Source organism: Aquimarina sp. Aq107 (assembly GCF_943733665.1).
Classification (GTDB): domain Bacteria; phylum Bacteroidota; class Bacteroidia; order Flavobacteriales; family Flavobacteriaceae; genus Aquimarina.
Genome location: NZ_OX030782.1, coordinates 3,942,111 through 3,963,672 on the forward strand (window position 1 = coordinate 3,942,111; position 21,562 = coordinate 3,963,672).

At 32.3% G+C, this 21,562-nt stretch carries 17 protein-coding genes; 5 read left to right on the plus strand and 12 right to left on the minus strand.

All coding sequences use genetic code 11. The features are described 5' to 3' along the window. Nucleotides 1-63: 63 nt before the first annotated feature. From NMK29_RS17090 to NMK29_RS17100, 3 genes are all read right to left on the minus strand, one after another. Nucleotides 64-2,379: a cellulase family glycosylhydrolase gene (locus NMK29_RS17090; protein WP_108802086.1), complete on the minus strand. Its 2,316-nt coding sequence runs from the start codon at nt 2,377-2,379 to the stop codon at nt 64-66. A gap of 154 nt (nt 2,380-2,533) precedes the next feature. Further along, the gene (locus tag NMK29_RS17095; protein WP_234424212.1) at nt 2,534-3,382 is read right to left on the minus strand and encodes a fructosamine kinase family protein; all 849 of its coding nucleotides are present in this window, start codon (nt 3,380-3,382) and stop codon (nt 2,534-2,536) included. 14 nt (nt 3,383-3,396) lie between these two features. Then, complete coding sequence (locus NMK29_RS17100) at nt 3,397-4,341, minus strand: dihydrofolate reductase (protein WP_108802088.1); 945 nt, start codon at nt 4,339-4,341, stop codon at nt 3,397-3,399. Nucleotides 4,342-4,419: 78 nt separating this feature from the next. On the opposite strand from NMK29_RS17100, the gene NMK29_RS17105 reads away from it, so the two are divergent. The 3 genes from NMK29_RS17105 to NMK29_RS17115 all read left to right on the plus strand — a co-directional run bounded on the left by NMK29_RS17105 (nt 4,420) and on the right by NMK29_RS17115 (nt 9,208). Then, complete coding sequence (locus NMK29_RS17105; RefSeq protein ID WP_108802089.1) at nt 4,420-5,490, plus strand: aminotransferase class V-fold PLP-dependent enzyme; 1,071 nt, start codon at nt 4,420-4,422, stop codon at nt 5,488-5,490. A gap of 306 nt (nt 5,491-5,796) precedes the next feature. Next, nucleotides 5,797-8,691 carry a T9SS type A sorting domain-containing protein gene (locus NMK29_RS17110; protein ID WP_108802090.1) on the plus strand — a complete coding sequence of 965 codons (2,895 nt, stop codon included), beginning with the start codon at nt 5,797-5,799 and terminating at the stop codon, nt 8,689-8,691. A gap of 220 nt (nt 8,692-8,911) precedes the next feature. Next, nucleotides 8,912-9,208, plus strand: coding sequence for an isoamylase early set domain-containing protein (locus NMK29_RS17115; RefSeq protein WP_027393025.1), 297 nt, complete (start codon nt 8,912-8,914; stop codon nt 9,206-9,208). Between the two features lie 34 nt (nt 9,209-9,242). Here NMK29_RS17115 and NMK29_RS17120 read toward each other — a convergent pair whose 3' ends face one another. From NMK29_RS17120 to NMK29_RS17160, 9 genes are all read right to left on the minus strand, one after another. Further along, a complete protein-coding gene (locus NMK29_RS17120; protein ID WP_108802091.1) occupies nt 9,243-9,524 on the minus strand; it encodes a DUF427 domain-containing protein in 282 nt (93 codons plus the stop codon). A gap of 31 nt (nt 9,525-9,555) precedes the next feature. Beyond that, nucleotides 9,556-10,530 (minus strand): L-histidine N(alpha)-methyltransferase, encoded by a 975-nt coding sequence (gene egtD, locus NMK29_RS17125; protein WP_108802092.1) that lies wholly within the window; start codon nt 10,528-10,530, stop codon nt 9,556-9,558. A gap of 10 nt (nt 10,531-10,540) precedes the next feature. Further along, on the minus strand, nt 10,541-11,707 hold the full coding sequence (gene egtB / locus NMK29_RS17130) for an ergothioneine biosynthesis protein EgtB (protein ID WP_108802093.1): 1,167 nt from the start codon (nt 11,705-11,707) through the stop codon (nt 10,541-10,543). Nucleotides 11,708-11,809: 102 nt separating this feature from the next. Beyond that, nucleotides 11,810-12,235: an energy transducer TonB gene (locus NMK29_RS17135; RefSeq protein ID WP_159092100.1), complete on the minus strand. Its 426-nt coding sequence runs from the start codon at nt 12,233-12,235 to the stop codon at nt 11,810-11,812. 25 nt (nt 12,236-12,260) lie between these two features. Beyond that, complete coding sequence (locus tag NMK29_RS17140; RefSeq protein ID WP_108802095.1) at nt 12,261-13,085, minus strand: thymidylate synthase; 825 nt, start codon at nt 13,083-13,085, stop codon at nt 12,261-12,263. Nucleotides 13,086-13,244: 159 nt separating this feature from the next. Continuing rightward, nucleotides 13,245-14,948: a NupC/NupG family nucleoside CNT transporter gene (locus NMK29_RS17145; protein ID WP_108802320.1), complete on the minus strand. Its 1,704-nt coding sequence runs from the start codon at nt 14,946-14,948 to the stop codon at nt 13,245-13,247. 55 nt (nt 14,949-15,003) lie between these two features. After that, entirely contained in the window at nt 15,004-15,621 is a 618-nt protein-coding gene (locus tag NMK29_RS17150) for a bifunctional nuclease family protein (RefSeq protein ID WP_108802096.1), read from the minus strand. Nucleotides 15,622-15,708: 87 nt separating this feature from the next. Then, nucleotides 15,709-16,677, minus strand: a complete 969-nt coding sequence (locus NMK29_RS17155) for an electron transfer flavoprotein subunit alpha/FixB family protein (protein ID WP_108802097.1) — start codon at nt 16,675-16,677, stop codon at nt 15,709-15,711. 64 nt (nt 16,678-16,741) lie between these two features. After that, nucleotides 16,742-17,488: an electron transfer flavoprotein subunit beta/FixA family protein gene (locus NMK29_RS17160; protein WP_108802098.1), complete on the minus strand. Its 747-nt coding sequence runs from the start codon at nt 17,486-17,488 to the stop codon at nt 16,742-16,744. Nucleotides 17,489-17,652: 164 nt separating this feature from the next. Between NMK29_RS17160 and NMK29_RS17165 the strand changes: the two genes are divergently transcribed. Both NMK29_RS17165 and NMK29_RS17170 read left to right on the plus strand, forming a co-directional pair. Beyond that, nucleotides 17,653-18,630 (plus strand): pyruvate dehydrogenase complex E1 component subunit beta, encoded by a 978-nt coding sequence (locus NMK29_RS17165; protein ID WP_108802099.1) that lies wholly within the window; start codon nt 17,653-17,655, stop codon nt 18,628-18,630. Nucleotides 18,631-19,021: 391 nt separating this feature from the next. Next, on the plus strand, nt 19,022-21,520 hold the full coding sequence (locus tag NMK29_RS17170; RefSeq protein ID WP_108802100.1) for a DUF5686 and carboxypeptidase-like regulatory domain-containing protein: 2,499 nt from the start codon (nt 19,022-19,024) through the stop codon (nt 21,518-21,520). The last annotated feature ends 42 nt before the right edge of the window (nt 21,521-21,562 follow it).

The window sequence follows — 21,562 nt, forward strand, 5'->3', positions numbered from 1 at the left end:
CTATAAACAAAAAGAAACGCCAAGTATAGTTTTACGTTTGGCATTTCTTTTTTACTTGAATAATTAACGATTGTCTAAAATTATTTTTTTAGTTTCTTCGGTCTTCGTAGTACGATCATACATTTTTAGTATATACAAACCATTATTTAGATGATTTGTTAAAATGGTAGTCGTATTAGATACATTATTTTCTTCATAGACCTTTTTTCCTTCCATATTATAAATTGCAATTGTATATTGCTCAGAGCCTTTTATGGTAACCTTATTATCAGTTACAGGGTTAGGATATATCTCAAAAGCATTCTGAATACCCTCCTCTGGACTTTTATTATCACAACTAGGAGTTCCGAAATCGAAATTACCATTACAAAATAACCACTCCGAATTTCCGCAACCTGTTCTTGAAGCTATATCTTCTGTTTGATATCTTGTAGTACATACTTTTATCCAATCTATATAAGCATTTTTATCGCAATCGTTTATGTTGCCATCATTTATAAAAGCAATCTTTACATTCTCATTATTTTTATATCCTTCGTAAGTATATACTGAAATATTGGTACTAAGAGACCATTCAGAAACTTTTTTATTATCAATTAACAATTGAATTTTTTCACCTCCACAGTTTCCTTTCGCTCCTATTTCAATAGTTCCTACTTGATTTAAATTAGCTCCGTTTCCGAAATTAATATAACCATTACAGTGAATCGCTTGGGTAAAACTTCCTCCACCACAAGTTACATCCCAGGCACCTGTATTTTCTTCTCTAGATTCTGCTTGGATTCTTTCCCCATTGATTTCTAACCAATCGATTTCTACATCTCGTCCGGTATCATCATTAATAAAAGCTACTTTAAAGTTTCCTGAAGTCTCTGGAATCGATAAACTATAATTAGCAAAACTATTAGTAAGCGTTATAGCATTATCAATTAGCACATCATTATAGCGTACTTCAATTTTCGAATTATTAGTTCCTTTTGCTCTAACTTTAATATTGTCTGGATTATCAACATTATCAACACAACCAATATTTACTTTAGAAATAGTATGTAATCTTTCATTCCAATCCCCATCTTGAGGTGCTATAAAAACTTGAAATTTGTAATCATTATCGGCTACAGGAGTATTCGCATCGATAGGAACTTCTAATTCTATAGTATCTGTACCTTCTTGAACATTTGTTCTTTTTGATCCATAAACGGTATAAGGGCTTTTGTTCAATTGAAAAACAGCTACAAGGTCTCTATTAGTAGTCGAAGAATACTCTATTTCAACAAAAGCTTTTTCTCCTTTCTTTACTTGATCAGGAGTTATTAAAGATTTGATAATATCTTCATCAGTTCCTCCAGTATCATCACAAGATGATGGAGGTGTATTCACTGTCCTAAAGTGATCTCTGTTCCATCTCCCTTCCGCAGTAAGATCAATATTATAATTCCAATTACCATTGGGACTTGCAGATCTATTAAGAGATGAACTAATTTCATTTTTATTACTTAATGACCATTTACAATAACTAATATCATTATTATCCATCCATTGTTCCCAACGGTTCCACTCGGCAGCATCTAGATTGTTATTAGGTCCATAATTAGTTCCAACTCTTCCACATTCAGTCATAAACAATGCTAACCCTTTATTAATCGCATAATTTCCTTTATCTCTCAATGATTGCTTGTGTGCTCCGGCATATGCATGTATTGTATAGGCGATATTACTTACTGGTTTATTATTAATATCTACAGTTAAAGGATTGTCTGCTGCTGTATCTACTCGTTGCGAATAAAAAGGGGTCCCAACTACAATAATATTATTGGGATCATTTGCTCTAATCTCTGCTATTACTTCTCTAGAATAACTTTTTATCTCATTCCAAGTACCAACAGCATTCCCATAATCTCCAATAGGTTCATTCCAAATCTCATAGATAATATTAGGATATGCTCCATACTCCTTAGACATTTGTCTAAAAAAGGTTTTAGCTTGTTCTTTATAATTAGGATGAGCATGAAAATCTATTACCACATAAACCCCATGTTCTATAGCAGCATCTACAACTGATCTAACCTGATTCACAGAACCAATAGGGTCATCTATATAATCTCCACCTCCACCACGAACACCCATTGCAGCTCTTACTATTTCTACTTTCCAATCATCTCTTAACCATTTTAACGCATTACTATTCCAATATTCGCCTCCTTCCCATTGATGCCAGAAATAACTCATTCCTTTCAACTGAGTATTTCTATTACATTTATCCTTTATTTTCGTTCCCTCTACTCTTAATTGTCCGTGTCTTTCTACAATTGTTTGGGCTGACAACTGAAATATCGTGAATAGCATCATTACGATCATTAATAGGTTTGTTTTTCTCATAATAAAAATTGATTTGTGTTAGACCTCTAAAATAAAAGCTAAAACGATCGGTAGAAATGCTCAATTTGACGAACGACCATTCTCAATCAATGGTTGGCCTCTATTAATTTGCAGTACGTTTTTATTAAAAAAGAAAAGAATATTAAACCATTCCTTAGGAATATTTTTTAAGTATTGATTGAATTTGTGGTAAATAAGAATCTCCAAATAAATTAAGATGCACTAATAAATAGTATAATTGCCAAATTTCCATTCTTTTTTTCCAACCATCTATTAACGGAAAAATGTCATTATAAACCTCAAACAATTCGTGTTCGAAACCTCCAAACAGATACATCATTGAGATATCCATTTCTCTAGACGCATAAGCCACTGCTGGATCTATTAAACAAGGAGAACCATTAATATCAATCATAAAATTACCACTCCACAGATCTCCATGTATTAAACTAGAAGCTTCATCTGGAATTTCGTTTTCAATAGCTACATAAAAACTATCCAAACTCGAAAAAGAAAAACCTCTTTTAATAGCCATTTGGAATTGTGGTTGTAATCGTTGAGTTATATAAAACTCTGAAGCAGAAGAATATTTAAAATTATATTGTTGCAAACTCCCAATATAATTATCACTTTCAAAACCAAAATAAGGTTTACTTTGCTGATGCAAACTTGCTAGTCGTTCACCAAATATTGACCAAAAATCTGGAGTTTTATTTCCAGACTTTATATATTCTAAAAGCAAAAAAGATACATCAACATCTTTACCAAAAAACAAAACTTCAGGTATTTTAAAAATATTAGCATCCATCAGTTCCTTTAAGCCCCTTGCTTCCGCTTTAAACATTCCAGGAAATTTAGATACACTATTTATTTTAACCACCATTTCTCTATTATTTGTGGTTAAAAGAAATGCTTCGTTGATATCTCCTCCAGATAAAGGCTTAGTAGAAATGATTCTCTCAGAAAGAAGGTTTTCTAGATGTTTTATGAGTTTTTTTGACAACAAATCAAAAACTCTTACTTCTTATTATAGGTCAAATATGTAAATGCATACTCATGTCGCTCGTCTGCACCATGAAGTTCTTTTTTATCAACAGTCCATTTCTCAGCATCTATTTCTGGAAAAAAAGTATCCGCTTCGAATGTCCCATGTACTCTAGTAAGTTCTATACAGTCCGAATATTCCATCCCTATTTTATAAATCTCACCGCCACCAATGATAAATGGTTGAGGATCATCTTTAGCTATTTTTAGAGCTTCTTCCATAGAATGTACCACAATAGCACCTTCTGGTTTGTAATTTTGATTTCTAGTAATTACAACATGTACACGATTTGGTAATGGTTTTGGAAATGATTCAAAAGTCTTTCGCCCCATAATAATATGATGTCCAGTAGTCAATTGCTTAAATCGTTTAAAATCATCAGGAAGATGCCAAACCAAATCATTATCTTTTCCCAACTCATTGTTTTCTCCTGCCGCCGCAATCATTGTAATTATTTGGTCTTTCTTAGATACTACAGGCGTCTCAATAACTTTTGATTGTTGTTGTTTTATAAATTCATCTTTCTTTTTAACCAATTCGTCTTTTGGATACATCTTATCTACATCTTTTTGAATCAATGCTATTTCCGCTTTTTGTTTAGCAATCAATCGTTCCATCTGTTTACTTGTCCATTCTGTACCCATAAACTTGTGAAACAACCAGACATTACAAAAATGTAACACTAACAAAAATGCCCAACAAACTACAACTATTAAACACCAGTCAATACCAAAAAAAGTAATCTCTTTGCCTATCCCAATTAATAGGTTAAGGATAACTAAAAATATAGATCCAACTAAAAATACTATGAAATGCTGAAATAGTCTTTTCTTTTGAACAATTCGTTTACGGGCATGTTCATATAATTCGCGCTGCACAGGGTCAATTTGTGGAGTTTCTTTTCTTTTTGAAAACATTTTAATAGTACCTTAGTAATGCTTGATTAATTATCAAAGTAAATATAAAGGTTTTACCAAAAAACCGTAAAATAACTTATGAAGAATTTAAAAAAAGAATTTCCCGTATTATCTCAAAACATATATCTCAACACGGCTTCCTCCGGTTTATTATATGATTCTTTGTTAGATTATAGACAAGAGCATGATCTTGATTTTCTTATTGGCGGGAGTATGTTTAGAGAAGATCAAGAAAAACTTTTAAATTCCGCAAGAGAATCAATTGGTTCGTTTTTAGGCTGCAAATCAGAAAACACGATATTAACACCGAATTTTTCTTTGGGTTTTAATACTATATTAAACGGATTAGAAAAAAACAAAAAAGTACTTCTTTTAGATGAAGATTATCCATCTATAAACTTTTCTGTAATAAACAAAGGATTTAATGTATGCTATGCTAAAGTGAACACTTCATTAGAGGAAAATATCGAAAAAGCTATCGCTAAATATAACCCTACTGTTTTTGCTTTTAGCTTAGTACAATACATTAGTGGTATAACAATAAATCTTGAATTCCTTAAAAAATTAAAACTAAAAAATCCTGATCTTTTAATAATTGCTGATGGCACACAGTTTTGCGGAACTAGAGTTTTTGATTTTGACACTTCAGGAATTGACATTCTTGGATGTAGTGGATACAAATGGTTATTAGGATGTTATGGCAACGGATTTTTATTATTTAAAGAAGGCATTCTTAATAAAACAACACCGGATACTTATAAGAAAGCTTCCTCAACTGCTAATTATGATCCTTCATACACAAACCTACGAGCAAGATATGAATGCGGACATTTGGACACCTATAACTTCGGAAGTTTACAGTTTTCTTTAGAATTTTTATCCAAAATTGGTCTCCCTAAAATTGAAGAAAACATACAAGAACTAAAAGAGTACACAAAAACAAAATTAGCCTCCTTAAACTTATTAGAAACTGATGTAATAGAAAGGAATGATCATAGCTCTATTTTTAATATAAAAGGAGATCAAAAATTATATAATACACTAAGAGAAAGAAATATAATCACCTCTCTAAGAGGAAACGGAATACGAATAAGTCTTCATTTTTATAATACTATCGAAGATATTGACACCCTATTAACCTACCTATAAAACCTTTTCATGACACGTGCATTATTTCTACACTAATTGTAGAAATAGTATAAATAAATATTGGGTTAAAATATGTAATCAGCGATTCTCATTCAGGTTTAAAAAATGGTATGATTTTTTGAAGTAAATAAACAATTATTGCTGAACTGATTACCAACCACAAAGTTATAACAGATAACTACAAATTAGTACTAACCAAATATTGCTTTAGTATATATAAATATACTAGCAAAGAAGTACCTTTCTTGTTATAACAATATAACCATATAGATTGCTCAATTTTGTTAAAACGTAACACAAAATATCATGAAAAAACTTAACTTATTACTCACCCCTTTATTTTTATGCATTGCTTTTTTAATTACTTCGCAAGAAGTACCGATATCTAATATCGAATCAAACGATATAATTGCTAAAGTTATAGGAAAAGAAGATAAAATATTACACATGTCTGCTAATCTAGTAGTAGATGAACCAGAAGATTTATTTGTTTATATTGATAGAGCAAAAGCAGCTGGAGCGAATACTGTTCTATATTCTGATTCTAAATTAAATACGTATGGACTAGAAGGGACTGCAGGATCTAGATGGGATGAGCGAATCCAAGTATTGGTTAATGGAATTAAAGAAAGAGGAATGAAATTACATTTCATCACTATTTCTATGGGGTTTGCGGGTTCACTAATAGGATCCAACCCTAATTTAACTACTGGATATCCTATTGAAGAACAAGAATTAAAAGCTATAGATGGCGAACTTAGACCTATTAAATCTTCTAATCTAATTAACGGAGATTTTGAAGACTTTGATGGAAACAAAGTTCTGCAATGGAAATTTCAAGATGCAATCGGAGAACGAACTTTTATTGACACCAATATTAAAAAAAGCGGTAATGCTTCTTTTAGAGCAGAAGCTACTAACAATGAAGATTCTAGAATTTTTACAGTTTTTGATGTGAAACCATTTCATCAATACACATTAAAAGTTTGGATCAAGACCGAAAATCTAACTGCAAGAAACTTAGCAGCATTAATTAGAGATGAAAATAATAAGGAACGTACTTTAACGAATTTACATATATCTCTTCCAAATGATAACGGAGGTAGAAAATATTACAATAGTCCTAACAACTTAACTACAGAAGGTTGGGAAGAAATACGTATTGGATTTAACAGTTTAAATGCTACTGAAGTTAATTTAGCATTAGCGGTCTTTGGAGGTCAACAAGGTACAATTTGGTGGGATGATTTAGAAATTATTGACTCTCCAACTCTTAACTGGTTAAATCGAGAAGATTTGCCAACATCTCTAAAACATAATAATGGACAAACACTTACATTTGGAACTGATGTAATTCCAATATCAGATGATCAACTTGGTGTTTCTGGATTTTCTGGAGCTTTTGATACGCAACATTTATCCCCTAAAATACTCATTAGCAGCACTATAAATATAAAAGAAGGCGATATAGTAAAAATAAGCGGATATCACGGACTTCCTACTGCAAGTGGACAAGTGTCTGCTTCTTGGAATCATCCCGAAATATATAGTAGAATGCGAAGAATTCATCAAAAACTAAATAATGATTTTGAGCCTGACGGCTTTTTATTGAATTATTCTGAAATAAGAACAGGAGGATGGGAACCTTTAGATACCCAAATTGGAAATTCTGGTGCTGCCTTATCAGCTAGCATCGAACGGTCTTTTAAAGATCTTTTTGAAGTTGCGCCAGATGCAGCATATTATTTTTGGAGTGATATGATTGATCCAGAGCATAATGCCATTGCAGATTATTATCAAATTAATAACACCTTAGATCAGTCTTGGGTTAACGTAGATCCAAATAAAGTTATACTTGCAACTTGGTGGGAAGGTCAAAAAATTATAGATAAAGGTACAAAATCGCTCAAATTTTTCTCTGATCTAGGCTTTAAACAGATTGTAGGTGCATTTTACGATGCAGATGTTGAACTTAACTTTAATCAGTGGCAAACAGCAGCTCAAGATACAGAAAACATCATTGGGTCTATTTATGCTACTTGGGTTAAACCTCGTAATTATACACAAATAGAAAATTTTGGTTCCCTTTGGTGGTCACAAAATCAAGCAAACGATGAAATCGTATCTATAGATGGTCCTGACACAATTTCTCCTGGTGATATCGGAATAATAAATTTAGAGTATTCAGCATCGGCAACTAGAGATATTATTGTTTCCCTGCAACTTAATAGAGCTCCGTGGACCAATTATGGTGTTAAAATCACTACAGTTCCCGCAGGAACAAATAATATAGAAATTGAAGTTGTAGTAAATGAAGATATACCAATAGCGGATAACGATTATAAATGGTTATCTTATATAGTTCCAGAAAATGAAAATTGGAATAACCGTTTTGACGATCTTCAAGAAATTAATATTAGCGCTATAAATAATGACACAGAAATAGATATTAGTGGAACACTATGGAGATTAGAAAATAAAGCTACCAAGCAATGGATAAGAACTAGAGGATGTTCTAATGATTATAGTGAAATCACGCCATTAGTAATGACTTCAACCAATAATACTGGAAATTGCACAATCTTTGAATTCATACCAACAGATGAAGGATATTACTATCTACAAAACAAAGGAACAAATGGAAGATATCGTCCAAAAAATTGTAGTAATACTGCCAATGATTCTATCGAAATAGTTCAGGTAAGCTCAGCTTCTTTTGGCTGGTGCGAGCAATGGAAATTAATAGAAACGGATGAAGAAGGGTATTTTAGAATCCAAAATAGACAAACAAACAACTGGATAAGATCCAAAGGTTGTTCCGCTAATGTTGACGAATCTATTGCAATCACACAGGTATCACAGGGCTACACAGGCAACTGTACCAAATGGAAACTAATTGATACTAGTAATAATCAAATTAACAGAGATTTTATAGACACTAATATAGATGATATAAAGCTATTCCCAAATCCGGCCAATAGCGAAATATCCATTCAAAAATCTACAAGTAATACAAACGAAATTGTAGCTATTAATATTTATGACTTACAAGGAAGAAAACAACTAACGGTTGATTCTCAAAAACTCATAAGTAATGGAAACAATATTGAGGTATCACATTTAACCACTGGTATGTATATATTATCAGTTGACTATCATAAAAAAGAAACTCAGAATTTACAATTCATGATAAGTCATTAATATTTTTCTCTAAGTTTATGTAATGGTTTAACTTCTAAGAATTACTGTAGAATTACAATACTAGTTTAGGTTAAAGATACTACATCGTTATCGTTAATATTTAATTGTTAATTGTTCATTAAATTATTGAAAATCCGAGAGTTTACACTTTTATTTTTTAATGTTTTGTGGTAATTTCCCTTAAATTTTATTAACCAAGAATTAATTTTAAACTAAAATTATGGCAATAACCAAACAATACTTAAAGTCAAAACCTATCTGTAAAGTTACTTTTTCTGTTCCGGCAAAAGAAGCAACTAATGTTTGTGTGGCTGGAGAATTTAATGAATGGAATACTGAAGCAACGGTATTGAAAAAGTTAAAAAATGGTACATTTAAGGGGACTTTAGATCTTCCGAAAGATCAAAAGTTTGAATTTAAATATGTGGTAGATGGTCAATGGACCAACGAAACTGAAGCAGATGGATATCAATGGAACGATTTTGCTGCTGCAGAAAATAGTTTATTGGTTCTTTAACTAATATAATAATTTTTAATTGGGGTTGTAGTTATTATTCTACAACCTCAATACCTTTCCAAAATGCAACATAGCCTTTTATTTGCTTAGCAAGATCACTGGTTTCTGGATAAAACCATGCTGCATCCCTATTTTCCTTGCCATTTACAGTTACTGTATAATAAGACGCAACTCCTTTCCATGGACAGTTCGTATGTGTTTCACTTGATTTAAAAAACTCTTTTTTAATAGCTTCAGGAGGAAAATAATGATTATTTTCAATCACCTTGGTATCATTGCTTTCTGCAATTATTTTATTATTCCATATTGCTTTCATAACTATTTTCTTTTTTTTGAATCTGAATTATCTATTCTGATTTCTTGAAGACATAATTCTTATAATATTTATTTTCATCTGTAAACCATTCACTTATCTCAAATCCAGATTCTTCCGCTAACCATTTTACAGTATCGTCATCATACTTCTGAGAAATCTCAGTATGAATACTCTCCCAAGCTTCAAAATGAACCTGTATAGATAAACAATCAATATCAACCGTTTGCTTTTTAGTACTTACTAGATAACTTTTAGCAGTTCCACTTTCGGGATCATACACTTCCCAATGAGTAAATGCATCCAAATCAAAATTACCTCCTAACTCTTTATTTATTCTAGCTAAAACATTCTTATTGAATGCGGCCGTTACACCAGATTTGTCGTTGTAGGCATCTAAAACTTTCTGAGGATGTTTCTTTTGATCGAATCCCATAAAAATAAGGTCATCAGGATGCATGACAGCGTTTAATTTTTTCAAAAACTGAATCGCTCTAGGATGTAAAAGATTACCAATATTAGAGCCCAATACCATAATAACTTTTTTACGATCACTAATATGCTGCAATCTATCTAATACCTCAAAATACTCTCCTACCTGACCTTGTACACTAAGACTAGGCAACTCTTGTTCTAAATTAGAAACTAAACCATCAATTGCATTTTTACTAATATCTATAGGATGGTACGTAACTGAATATTCTTTTTCTAACAGTTCTCTTAATAACACTTTTGTTTTCTTTCCATCACCTGCACCAAGTTCTACCAGATCAAATCCTTCTCTATCAGTATCAAAACTTTTTAAAATATCCGTTTTATGTAGCTGAAAAATATTAAACTCTGCATTAGTTAAATAATACTCTGGCAAGTCCATAATCTGCTGAAATAACTTATCACCTAATTCATCATAAAAAAATTTAGATGACAAATATTTTGGAAAAGCTGTTAGTCCTTCGTTTACTTCTTTACCGAAAGTACAAAGCAATACATTTTGATCTTTAGAATTCATGTAATGGGGATTATTTATTTTTTACTAGTCGCAATCCATTAAATTGCCATCTTAGTTGAGGGTGAAAAAAATTACGATATGTAGGTCTTGTATGATTATTAGGAGTAGCCACAGAACCTCCTCTAAGCACTTTCTGATTTACCATAAATTTTCCGTTATACTCGCCAAGAGCTCCAGGAGCTTTACTATAGTTAGGATAAGGCAAATATGCACTTTCAGTCCATTCCCATCTTATCCCCCAATCAAAAAATTGTTGAGCCGCTTCCCATTCAAATTCTGTTGGAAGACGCTCTCCCTTCCATTGAGCAAACGCAAAGGCTTCATAATAAGATACATGAGTAACAGGAGCTTCTAAATCCAATTCTATTAATCCCCTCAATGTATACTGAGAATATCTTTCATCTATATTATGCCAATAAAGCGGTGTCTTAATATCATTAGAATTAATCCAATCCCAAGCTTCTGCATGCCACAACAAACTATTCTTATACCCTTTATCATTTATAAAATCAAGGTACTCCCGATTAGTTATCAAATTATTGGCAATATGATACTCCTCAATAAACACTTTATGTGAACTAAGTTCATTATCATAACAAAATCCTTCTCCCTTATAACCAATCTCGTACAATCCTTCATTAATCTTATGATATCCAGTTGAAGGATTTACTTTCGGATTCTCATTAAACGTATCATTATATTTTGGTAATAACGGATTGTTACCTAGAATATATTTTATATCCGTTAATAATAACTCTTGATGTTGTTTTTCATGATGAATACCAATCTCCACAAGTGCTCTAATCTCTGTATTATCATTATCTTCTAAAAATGAATACAAACTATTAGTTACATAGTCTCTATACTCATAAACTTCACTAACCGTAGGTCTAGAAAGATTACCTCTATTAGTTCTTATAACTCGTTTCCCTACACTTTCATAATAACTATTAAAAACATATGCAAAATCATTATGAAATCGAATATAATCCGTTTTGTATTTAGCAAGAATAAACTCTTCAAAAAACCAAGTAGTATGTCCTAGATGCCATTTTGGTGGAGAAACATCAACTATGGGTTGAACAACATAATCTTCTGTTTGAAGCGGGGCGCAAATTTCTTCTGTATGAGATCTTGTAGCTAAGAAAGAAGAAAGCAAATTATCAGTAATTACCATAAAAAAAGAGCGTATTCGATTTACGAATACACTCAAATTTAATGATTTTTATTATTTCACTACTTGATAATAGAGTTAATCCAATGTTAAAAACTCAAATATCTATTTTGGCTTAATAAAAGTAATTGGCACCTCATATGCTATAGCAATAGGCTTTTTACCCCATTTTCCAGGTTTCATTTTAGGAATAGCTCTTATAATTCTAACAGCTTCTCTTTGCAGGTGTCTATGACCACCTTTAACATCTATTACTTCAGCCTTGCCTTTATTATTAATTATAAAATCCACAGTTACTGTGCCTTCTAATCCATCTTTTTCCGCAATTTCAGGATATCTAAAGTTTCTAATAATATGATTTCTAAGATTATTATCAAAACATTTTATAGGAGTTTGTCTTGATTTATCACATTTAGGCCATATAGGGGTAATCCCTTTTTCATTTGCATTATCTTGAGATAGGATTACATTATCCTGAGCAAATAAAAAGGTGGAACATAAAATTGTAGCAATAAGTAGTAGTTTTTTCATAGTATTCAGTTTAAGTTTTGGGGGGTTAAACTGCAACTGCACCTTTAATATGAGGGTGCGGATTATAGTCTTCCAGTATGAAGTCATCAAAAACAAAGCCAAAAATATTTTCAACCTTAGGATTGATTCTAATAGTTGGTAATTTTTTAGGAGTTCTAGACAACTGTAATTCTAATTGTTCTATATGATTATTATAAATATGAGCATCTCCAAATGTATGTACAAACTCTCCTGCTTCATAACCACAAACCTGAGCCATCATCATTGTAAACAAAGCGTAGGAAGCTATGTTAAATGGTACTCCTAAGAAAATATCCGCACTTCTCTGATACAGCTGACAAGATAATTTCCCATTAGCAACATAAAATTGGAAAAATGCATGACAAGGAGGCAATGCAGCCTTTCCATTTGCTACATTTTCAGAAAAAGATTTCGATGTATCCGGTAAAACACTAGGGTTCCAAGCAGATACTAACATCCGTCTACTATCTGGATTATTTTTTAAAGCTTCAACGATCTCCTTAATCTGATCAATTTCATCTCCATTCCAATTACGCCATTGATGTCCATAAACTGGTCCTAAATCTCCATTTTCATCTGCCCACTCGTTCCAAATACGAACTCCATTTTCCTGTAAATACTTAACATTTGTATCTCCATTTAAAAACCATAATAACTCATATATAATAGACTTTAAATGAAGTTTCTTAGTAGTCACCATTGGGAAACCTTCGCTCAAATCAAAACGCATTTGATATCCAAAAACACTTTTCGTTCCCGTTCCCGTTCTGTCTTCCTTTTCATTTCCATTTTCTAGCACATGACGTACCAGATCCAAATATTGCTTCATACTCCCTTTCTAACTTTCTTTTTGAGTTTGTTAAAATTATACTAATTCCTGTCAAATATACAAAAAATAGGTTTTGAGATATCGTTTAATGTGTAGATTATGAAATACTTGTAAAATCTAATCAACAATTACATTTTTAACAAAAAAATCTATCTTATTTTATCCGATAATCATTCCGGCGATAGTGGCTGATAAAAGTGAAGCGATCGTACCACCTATTAAAGCTTTCATTCCAAATTCTGATAATGTTTTTCGTTGTCCAGGTGCAAGAGAACCAATCCCACCTATCTGTATCCCAATTGATGCAAAATTTGCAAAACCACATAACATATATGTAGCCATGATTACTGATTTATTATAAGTTAAATGTGTTACGTTTGCTACATTTTTTAAATCTGCTAATTGGATATATCCAACAAACTCACTAGCAGCTAATTTAATACCGAGAAGTTGCCCCATTAAAGCGATGTCTTCTTTCGCAACTCCGATTAGCCACATTAATGGCGCAAAAATATAGCCCAAAATAAGTTCAAGAGATAAACTTTGGTAAGCTGTGTTTGAGGCTATCCAGGTATTTATAGATGTTACATCTCCAACCCAACCTAACATACCATTAAGCATTGCAATAAAAGCCACAAATACTAATAACATAGCTCCAACATTTACCGCCAATTTCAAACCTTCAGTTGTTCCGTTTGCAATAGCATCTAAAATATTAGATCCTATTTTTTCCGAAGAAACATATACATCGGTATTAATTTCTTCTGTTTGTGGAAATAATATCTTAGAAATAATAATCGCTCCTGGTGCAGCCATTACCGATGCAGCCAACAGGTGTTTTGCAAATTGCAATCTCAAAATCGGATCGTCTCCTCCCAAAAACCCTATATATGCTGCTAATACAGCACCTGCAACAGTTGCCATACCACCAATCATAACCAATAGCATTTCGGACTTATTCATTTTTTCTAAGTATGCTTTAATCAATAAAGGCGCCTCTGTTTGACCTAAAAAGATGTTACCTGCAACACTTAAACTTTCTGCTCCAGATATTTTTAACGCTTTAGTTAATAACCAAGCCAGACCCTTTACTACCTTTTGAATAACACCTAAATAAAATAGTAATGAAGTTAAAGCCGAAAAGAATATTATAGTAGGCAATACTTGAAAAGCAAATATAAAACCAAAAGTATCCATATCTACCACCAAACCTTCAAACAGAAATTTACTTCCTGCTCTAGTAAAGTCTAATACACTTACAAACAGACTTCCTACCCATTCAAAAATCGTTTGAACAAATGGAACTCTTAAAACCCCAATAGCAATTATTAATTGAAACCCTACACCTAGGCCAACTGTTTTCCAATTAATTGCTTTTCTATTACTACTAAATAGAAATGCAATAGCTAGTAAGACAATCATTCCTAAAACTCCTCTCCAGAAACTCGAAAAAGAAAAACCTTGATTAGGAATTAGTTCACTATTTTTTGGTACAGGAGCAACTTCAACTATTTTCTTATTAGAAATAAAAGAATATGTTATATCTTTTTTAGATAAAACTAAGGTGGAATCCGTAGTACTTTGGATTTTATATTTTATGATAGAATCTTCTGCGTTATCAGGAAAAAATAATAACACATTATTTTGAGCGAAGTAATCACCTTTAAGATTTTCTAATTGATTATTTAACTTATAAGAAAACAAACCTTCTTCTAAATTTAAATAATCGTTGTCTCCAGGTTTAAATACATTATCAGAGGTTCCTTCAACATTTTCAAGGATCCATTTTTTTTCTATAGACTGTGCTGATAAAATGGTAATAGCAAATAATGATAGTAGGAGAAATAGTAGTCCTTTTTTCATATAAGTAGAAAGTAATATTATATTATTTCGGAATATGTGATAAATGTCATCAAAACTAACCTCGTTTTGAAATTTCATCTCTTATTCTAGCTGCTAATTCATAATCCTCATTGCCAACAGCTTGATCCAACATGCGATTCAATTCGTCTAGAGATAAATCTTGATAACTGGTTTCTTTACCAACCATTTCTACATCATCTGAGACTAATTCATCAACCAATAAACTTTCAGTATCATCTTCGCCATCCTTTTTAGGATTTACTTTAAGATAAATACCTGCTTGATCTAAGATATTTTTATAAGTAAAAATCGGTGCTTGAAAACGTAACGCAAGTGCGATAGCATCACTTGTTCTAGCATCAATAATTTCTTCAATCTTATCGCGTTCGCAAATAATACTTGAATAAAAAACTCCATCCACTAACTTGTGAATGATTACTTGTTTAACGACTACATCAAATCGATCAGCGAAGTTTTTAAATAGATCGTGAGTTAAGGGACGAGGAGGTTTAATCTCCTTTTCTAATGCAATCGCTATTGATTGCGCCTCGAACGCTCCAATAACAATTGGTAATTTTCTTTCTCCATCTACCTCGCTTAAAATCAATGCATAGGCGCCATTTTGGGTTTGACTGTAAGATATTCCTTTTATGTTCAGACGAACTAAACTCATAGTAATTTTCAATAAAAAAAGGCTGTTTGAACAAATGGACTTTTTCCTGAGTTCAAACAGCCCTTGATTGGGCACAATTTATGAAAATTATGCGTTATTCGCCTTAAATTCCTTTAATTTTTCAATTAACTGAGGTACTACCTCAAAGGCATCACCAACAATACCATAATCTGCAGCCTTAAAGAAAGGTGCTTCTGGATCATTATTGATTACTACTTTTACTTTACTAGAATTAATTCCTGCAAGATGTTGAATTGCTCCAGAGATCCCAACCGCAATATACAGATTGGTTGCAACCGGTTTTCCTGTTTGTCCTACGTGTTCTCCGTGAGGCCTCCAACCCATATCACTTACAGGTTTAGAACAAGCAGTAGCAGCTCCAAGAACATCAGCTAACTCCTCTATCATTCCCCAATTTTCAGGCCCTTTAAGCCCTCTACCTCCAGAAACCACAACTTCCGCATCCGCGATAGACACTTTATCCGTTGCCTTATCTACTGATGTTACATTAACACCAAAATCGGCATCTGATAATGATGGATCAAAACCTTCTGCTGTCGCAGCACCTTGAGTTTCTTTTAATCCAAATGCATTATTAGATAATCCTACTATTTTTACATCTGTAGAAATCTCTGTAATATTAAACGCTTTATTCGTAAAAGCTGTTCTTTTTACAGTAAAAGGAGCTACACTTTCAGGTAATGCAACAACATTAGAAGCATATCCCGCATTAAGATTAACAGCCAACATAGAAGCTAAAAACTTACTATCTGCACTAGAACTAACCACTACAACTTTTGCTCCTTCTTTTTCCGCAGCTTGCTTCAATGAATCTGCATATGCTTTTGCATTAAACGTAGCAAGCTTATCGTTTTTAATTTCTAAAACTTTATCTACTCCATATGTTCCAAGATCACTACTATTCTCTACGTTAACACTAACTGCGGTAACAGTAGTACCTAGCATATTTGCTATTTCTTTTGCATAAGATGCAACCTCAAAAGCAGCTTTCTTAAATTTGCCTCCTTCACTTTCTGTGTATACTAAAACTGACATATATACTGTTTTTTTATATTGAGTCTATTATCATTATTATAATAATAGACATTCTTTAAAATTATTATATTGCTTTAGCTTCGTTATGTAATAACTCAACTAATTGACCTACATTATCAGGAGAAACCAAAGTTACATCTCCTTTTGGAGCTGGTTTTTCGAACTTAACAGCTTTTGTCTCTTGTGTAGCCTCTACAGCTTCTATAACGGTAAGCGGTTTTTTACGAGCCATCATAATTCCTCTCATATTAGGAATTCGAAGATCACTTTCTTCTACCAACCCTTTTTGACCACCTACTACAAGTGGTAATGTAGTTGTCGAAGTTTCTTTTCCTCCATCAATCTCACGAACTGCAGTAGCAGTATCTCCCTCTATCTCTAATCCAATACAAGTATTTACAAAATTAGCTCCTGTTAGTGCAGCTAACATACCTGGCACCATACCGCCATTATAATCGATAGACTCTCTTCCTGCAATTACAAGATCATATCCCCCATCTTGCACAACTTTAGCCAGTTGTTTTGCCACATAAAAACCATCCGTAGCTTCTGTATTAACTCTAATTGCATTATCTGCTCCAATAGCTAAAGCTTTTCTTAAAGTAGGTTCAGTTTCTGCTCCTCCAACATTTACAACATCAACAGATGCACCTTGTTTTTCTTTAAACCACATAGCGCGCGTTAATCCAAACTCATCATTAGGATTAATTACAAACTGTACTCCATTTGTGTCAAACTTTGTATCTCCTTCGGTAAAATTAATTTTAGAAGTAGTGTCCGGCACATGGCTAATACAAACTAATATCTTCATTTTATATAGGTATTTTTTGAGAATTTAATAATAAAAGCGAAGGTACAAATAAAATGTCGAATTTACTATGCATGCATAGTAAATTTTTCAATTTTCAATGATTAGTAAAAGGTATTAATTGCTACTTTTGCCTTTCGTGTAGCACAAAAATAATTATTTTAGAAATGAAAACGATACAATTCAGAGAAGCAATTTGCGAAGCAATGAGCGAAGAAATGCGCCGAGATGAATCTATTTATCTTATGGGTGAAGAAGTAGCTGAGTACAATGGAGCTTATAAAGCTAGTAAAGGTATGCTTGATGAGTTTGGCCCAGATAGAGTTATTGACACTCCAATATCTGAGCTAGGTTTTTCTGGTATAGGGGTTGGTAGTGCTATGAATGGTAATCGTCCGATCATAGAATTTATGACTTTCAACTTTTCATTAGTTGGAATTGACCAAATCATTAATAACGCTGCAAAAATGCGTCAAATGAGTGGTGGACAATTTAATATTCCTATCGTATTTAGAGGACCTACTGCATCTGCTGGACAACTAGGTGCTACACACTCTCAGGCTTTTGAAAACTGGTTTGCAAATACTCCAGGACTAAAAGTAGTAATCCCTTCTAACCCTAAAGACGCTAAAGGTTTATTAAAATCTGCTATCCGTGATAATGACCCAGTTATTTTCATGGAAAGTGAGCAAATGTATGGAGATAAAGGTGAAGTACCCGAAGGAGAATACACAATCCCACTTGGTGTTGCAGAAACTATTAGAGAAGGTGCTGATGTAACCATCGTGTCTTTTGGTAAAATTATCAAAGAAGCCGTAAAAGCTGCAGATGAACTTGCAAAAGAAAACATCGCCTGCGAAATTATAGATCTTAGAACTGTACGCCCTCTAGACTTGGATGCTATTTTTACTTCAGTAAAAAAGACAAATCGACTTGTTATTCTAGAAGAAGCTTGGCCATTAGCAAATATTGCATCTGAAATAACGTATCAGGTTCAATCTAATATTTTTGACTATTTAGATGCTCCTGTCATAAAAATAAATACAGCTGATACTCCAACACCTTATTCACCGGTTTTATTTGAAGAATGGTTACCAAACAGTAAAGATGTTGTTAAAGCTGTCAAAAAAGTAATGTATAAATAAAAGGAACCCTTTTTCTTTGCATCTGATAGATTTTTAAATTTTGATTTGCTGCATCATAAAAGTTGGCTCGGAATTTGATGAAATATCACAAGTTTACAAACGTCAATTTTTAGGGCACTTTGAAATTTTGAGTTTATATATTTAAAAATGTTTTGTGTTAAGCTTTTGATTATAGAGCTTAACACAAAACATTTTTGGATTTGTAAAATATAAGAGGTAGGGTTTTTATATATTGATGTGTTTTAGATAGAGCAACATTAAATTGATCAAACAGAATTAGGTTATTACATTGCTAATTAACTTAGATAAAAGAGGACTTAATTGATCCTTTTTGATTTTATAAGATCAAATTATTTCAATGATGCTAATCGTAATTATTTAAAAATATTAGATGAGATATTGGGTTTTAGGGTTTTTATTTTTTGCATTTAGCAACTCCTTCGTTTTCGCACAAACTAAAGTAAGTGGTTATGTTTATGATAGCAATAAACAATCTGTTCCATTTGCAAATATTGTTTTCGTTAATTCAACTATTGGAACTATCACAGATGAAAATGGTAAGTTCTATATGGAATCTGATCAAAATCACAGTAATATTAAAGTCTCTTTTATCGGTTTTGAAACAAAAACAATAAAACTTTCCAAACGTACTACTTACAATATGGAAGTTGTATTAGAAGAGGAAGCGGCTTCATTAGATGAAGTTGTTATTTATAAAGGAAAAACCTCTAAAAAAAACAACCCCGCGATAGATATACTTCGTAAAATTTGGGATAACAGAAGAGAGAATGGTGTTAAAAAGTTTAAGCAGTATAATTATGATAAATACGAAAAACTTGAATTCGATTTAAATACCATAGATAGCGCCTTAGTTAATAGTAGAATTTTTAATGGAATGGAGTTTATTTTCGAAGATATTGATACTTCGAGAATTACCGGTAAAACCTATCTCCCAATCTTTCTTAACGAAGCAATTTCTAAAGTTTACGGTGACAATGAACTCAATGAACTTAAAGAGGTTTTAAAAGGTAATAAAAATGCAGGTTTTAGTGATAATCAAACGCTTATAGCATTTGTAAAAGATTTATATTCTGATTATGATATCTATGACAATTACCTAAAGTTTTTTGACAAAAGTTTTACTAGTCCTCTTTCTAGAACTGGAATCAATGTATATAATTATGTCTTATCAGATAGCGCTTATATAGGGAATAAATGGTGTTATAATATTATCTACTACCCTAGAAGAAAAAACGAACTTACTTTTAAGGGAGATTTTTGGGTAAATGACACTACTTGGGCAATCAAAGAAATTAACCTAGAAGTTACAAAAAGTGCTAACATCAACTGGGTAAAAGACCTATACATCGAACAAGAATTTGACGTTCTCAACGATTCTATTTTCCTTATTACCAAAGATTATTTTCAATCAGATTTTGCCTTTAACAAAAAGGAGAAATCTCGAGGAATGTATGGTAAAAGAACTACACTTTATGACAACTACAAATTTGATCAAAAGAAAGATAAAAAATTCTACCAGAGCCAAGTAGATCCATATAATCAGGATATCTACAATAGAGATGATTCTTTTTGGTCTAACGCGAGAATGGAAGATCTTAATAAGGATGAACAAAAGGTATACAAGCTACTAGACACACTTAGAACAGTAAAAGCCTTTAAAAGACTTTATAATGTAGGTACCATATTAGCTACAGGTTATGTAGAATTTAATGGATGGGATTTTGGTCCTTTATTCTCTACCGTAGGGTATAACACAATTGAAGGGTTTAGATTAAGAGCTGGAGGTCGTACATATTTTACTGCAAATGATCGATGGAGGATAGAAGGATATGGAGCTTACGGTTTTAGAGATAATAAATTTAAATATGGAATTTCAGGAAAATATCTAGTAGATAGAAAGTCTAGATTAATAGTTTCAGCTGGAAATCGAAGAGATGTAGAACAATTAGGAGCTAGCCTAACTAACACAAACGATGTAGAAGGACGAAGTTTAGCGTCTTCATCCATAGTTGCTACAGGTGATAATAGTAGATTAACCTCTATAAATCTATCAGCTTTTTCGATGCAAATAGAGCCTCGAAAGAATTTCACTATAGGAGTCACTGGATCATATAGAACTTTAAAACCAGCAGATGATGATCTATTTAGTCTTGACTTTTTCGACCCTGAAACTGGCGAAATAAAATCTGAAATTAAGCAAGCAGAAATAGCTACTACGCTGGCCTATTATCCAGGACGTAAAACAACCGGATATGGTGTAGATAAAATAACGGTAAATGACGGCGACTATGCACAACTATTTCTTAACTATTCTTTAGGATTAGATCATATCTTAGAAAGTGATTTTGAGTATCAAAAACTTCAATTCTTCTATAGGCAACCATGGAACATTGGTGGCTTTGGTGTTCTTAGTAGCTCTTTAGAAGTAGGTAAAACTTTTGGAGAAGTACCATTAGGACTGCTAAGTGTAGTACCTGGTAATCAGACATACTTATCAATTCAAAATACATTTCCGTTATTAAATTTCTACGAATTTGTTACAGATACTTATGCTGCTGTACATATTGAACATAATTTTAATGGTAGAATTTTTTCCAGAATACCATTATTGAGAAAATTAAATTTACGAGAACTTGTTGGTGTTCGAGGAGTTTGGGGTGAACTATCTGATGAAAACATTGCATTAGATGCCTCTGGTTTCTTACAGACCGTAGGTGCACCAGATGAAGAAATTTATTGGGAATATAGTTTAGGTGTTGGAAATATATTTAAAGTATTCAGAATTGATTTTCACTTTAGAGGAAATTACTTCGATAACCCTGATGCTCGTGATTTTGGAGTAACAGGATCTTTCGGGTTCTATTTCTAAAGAGATAAACTTTATATGATTTAACCTCTTTTATCAAGCTTT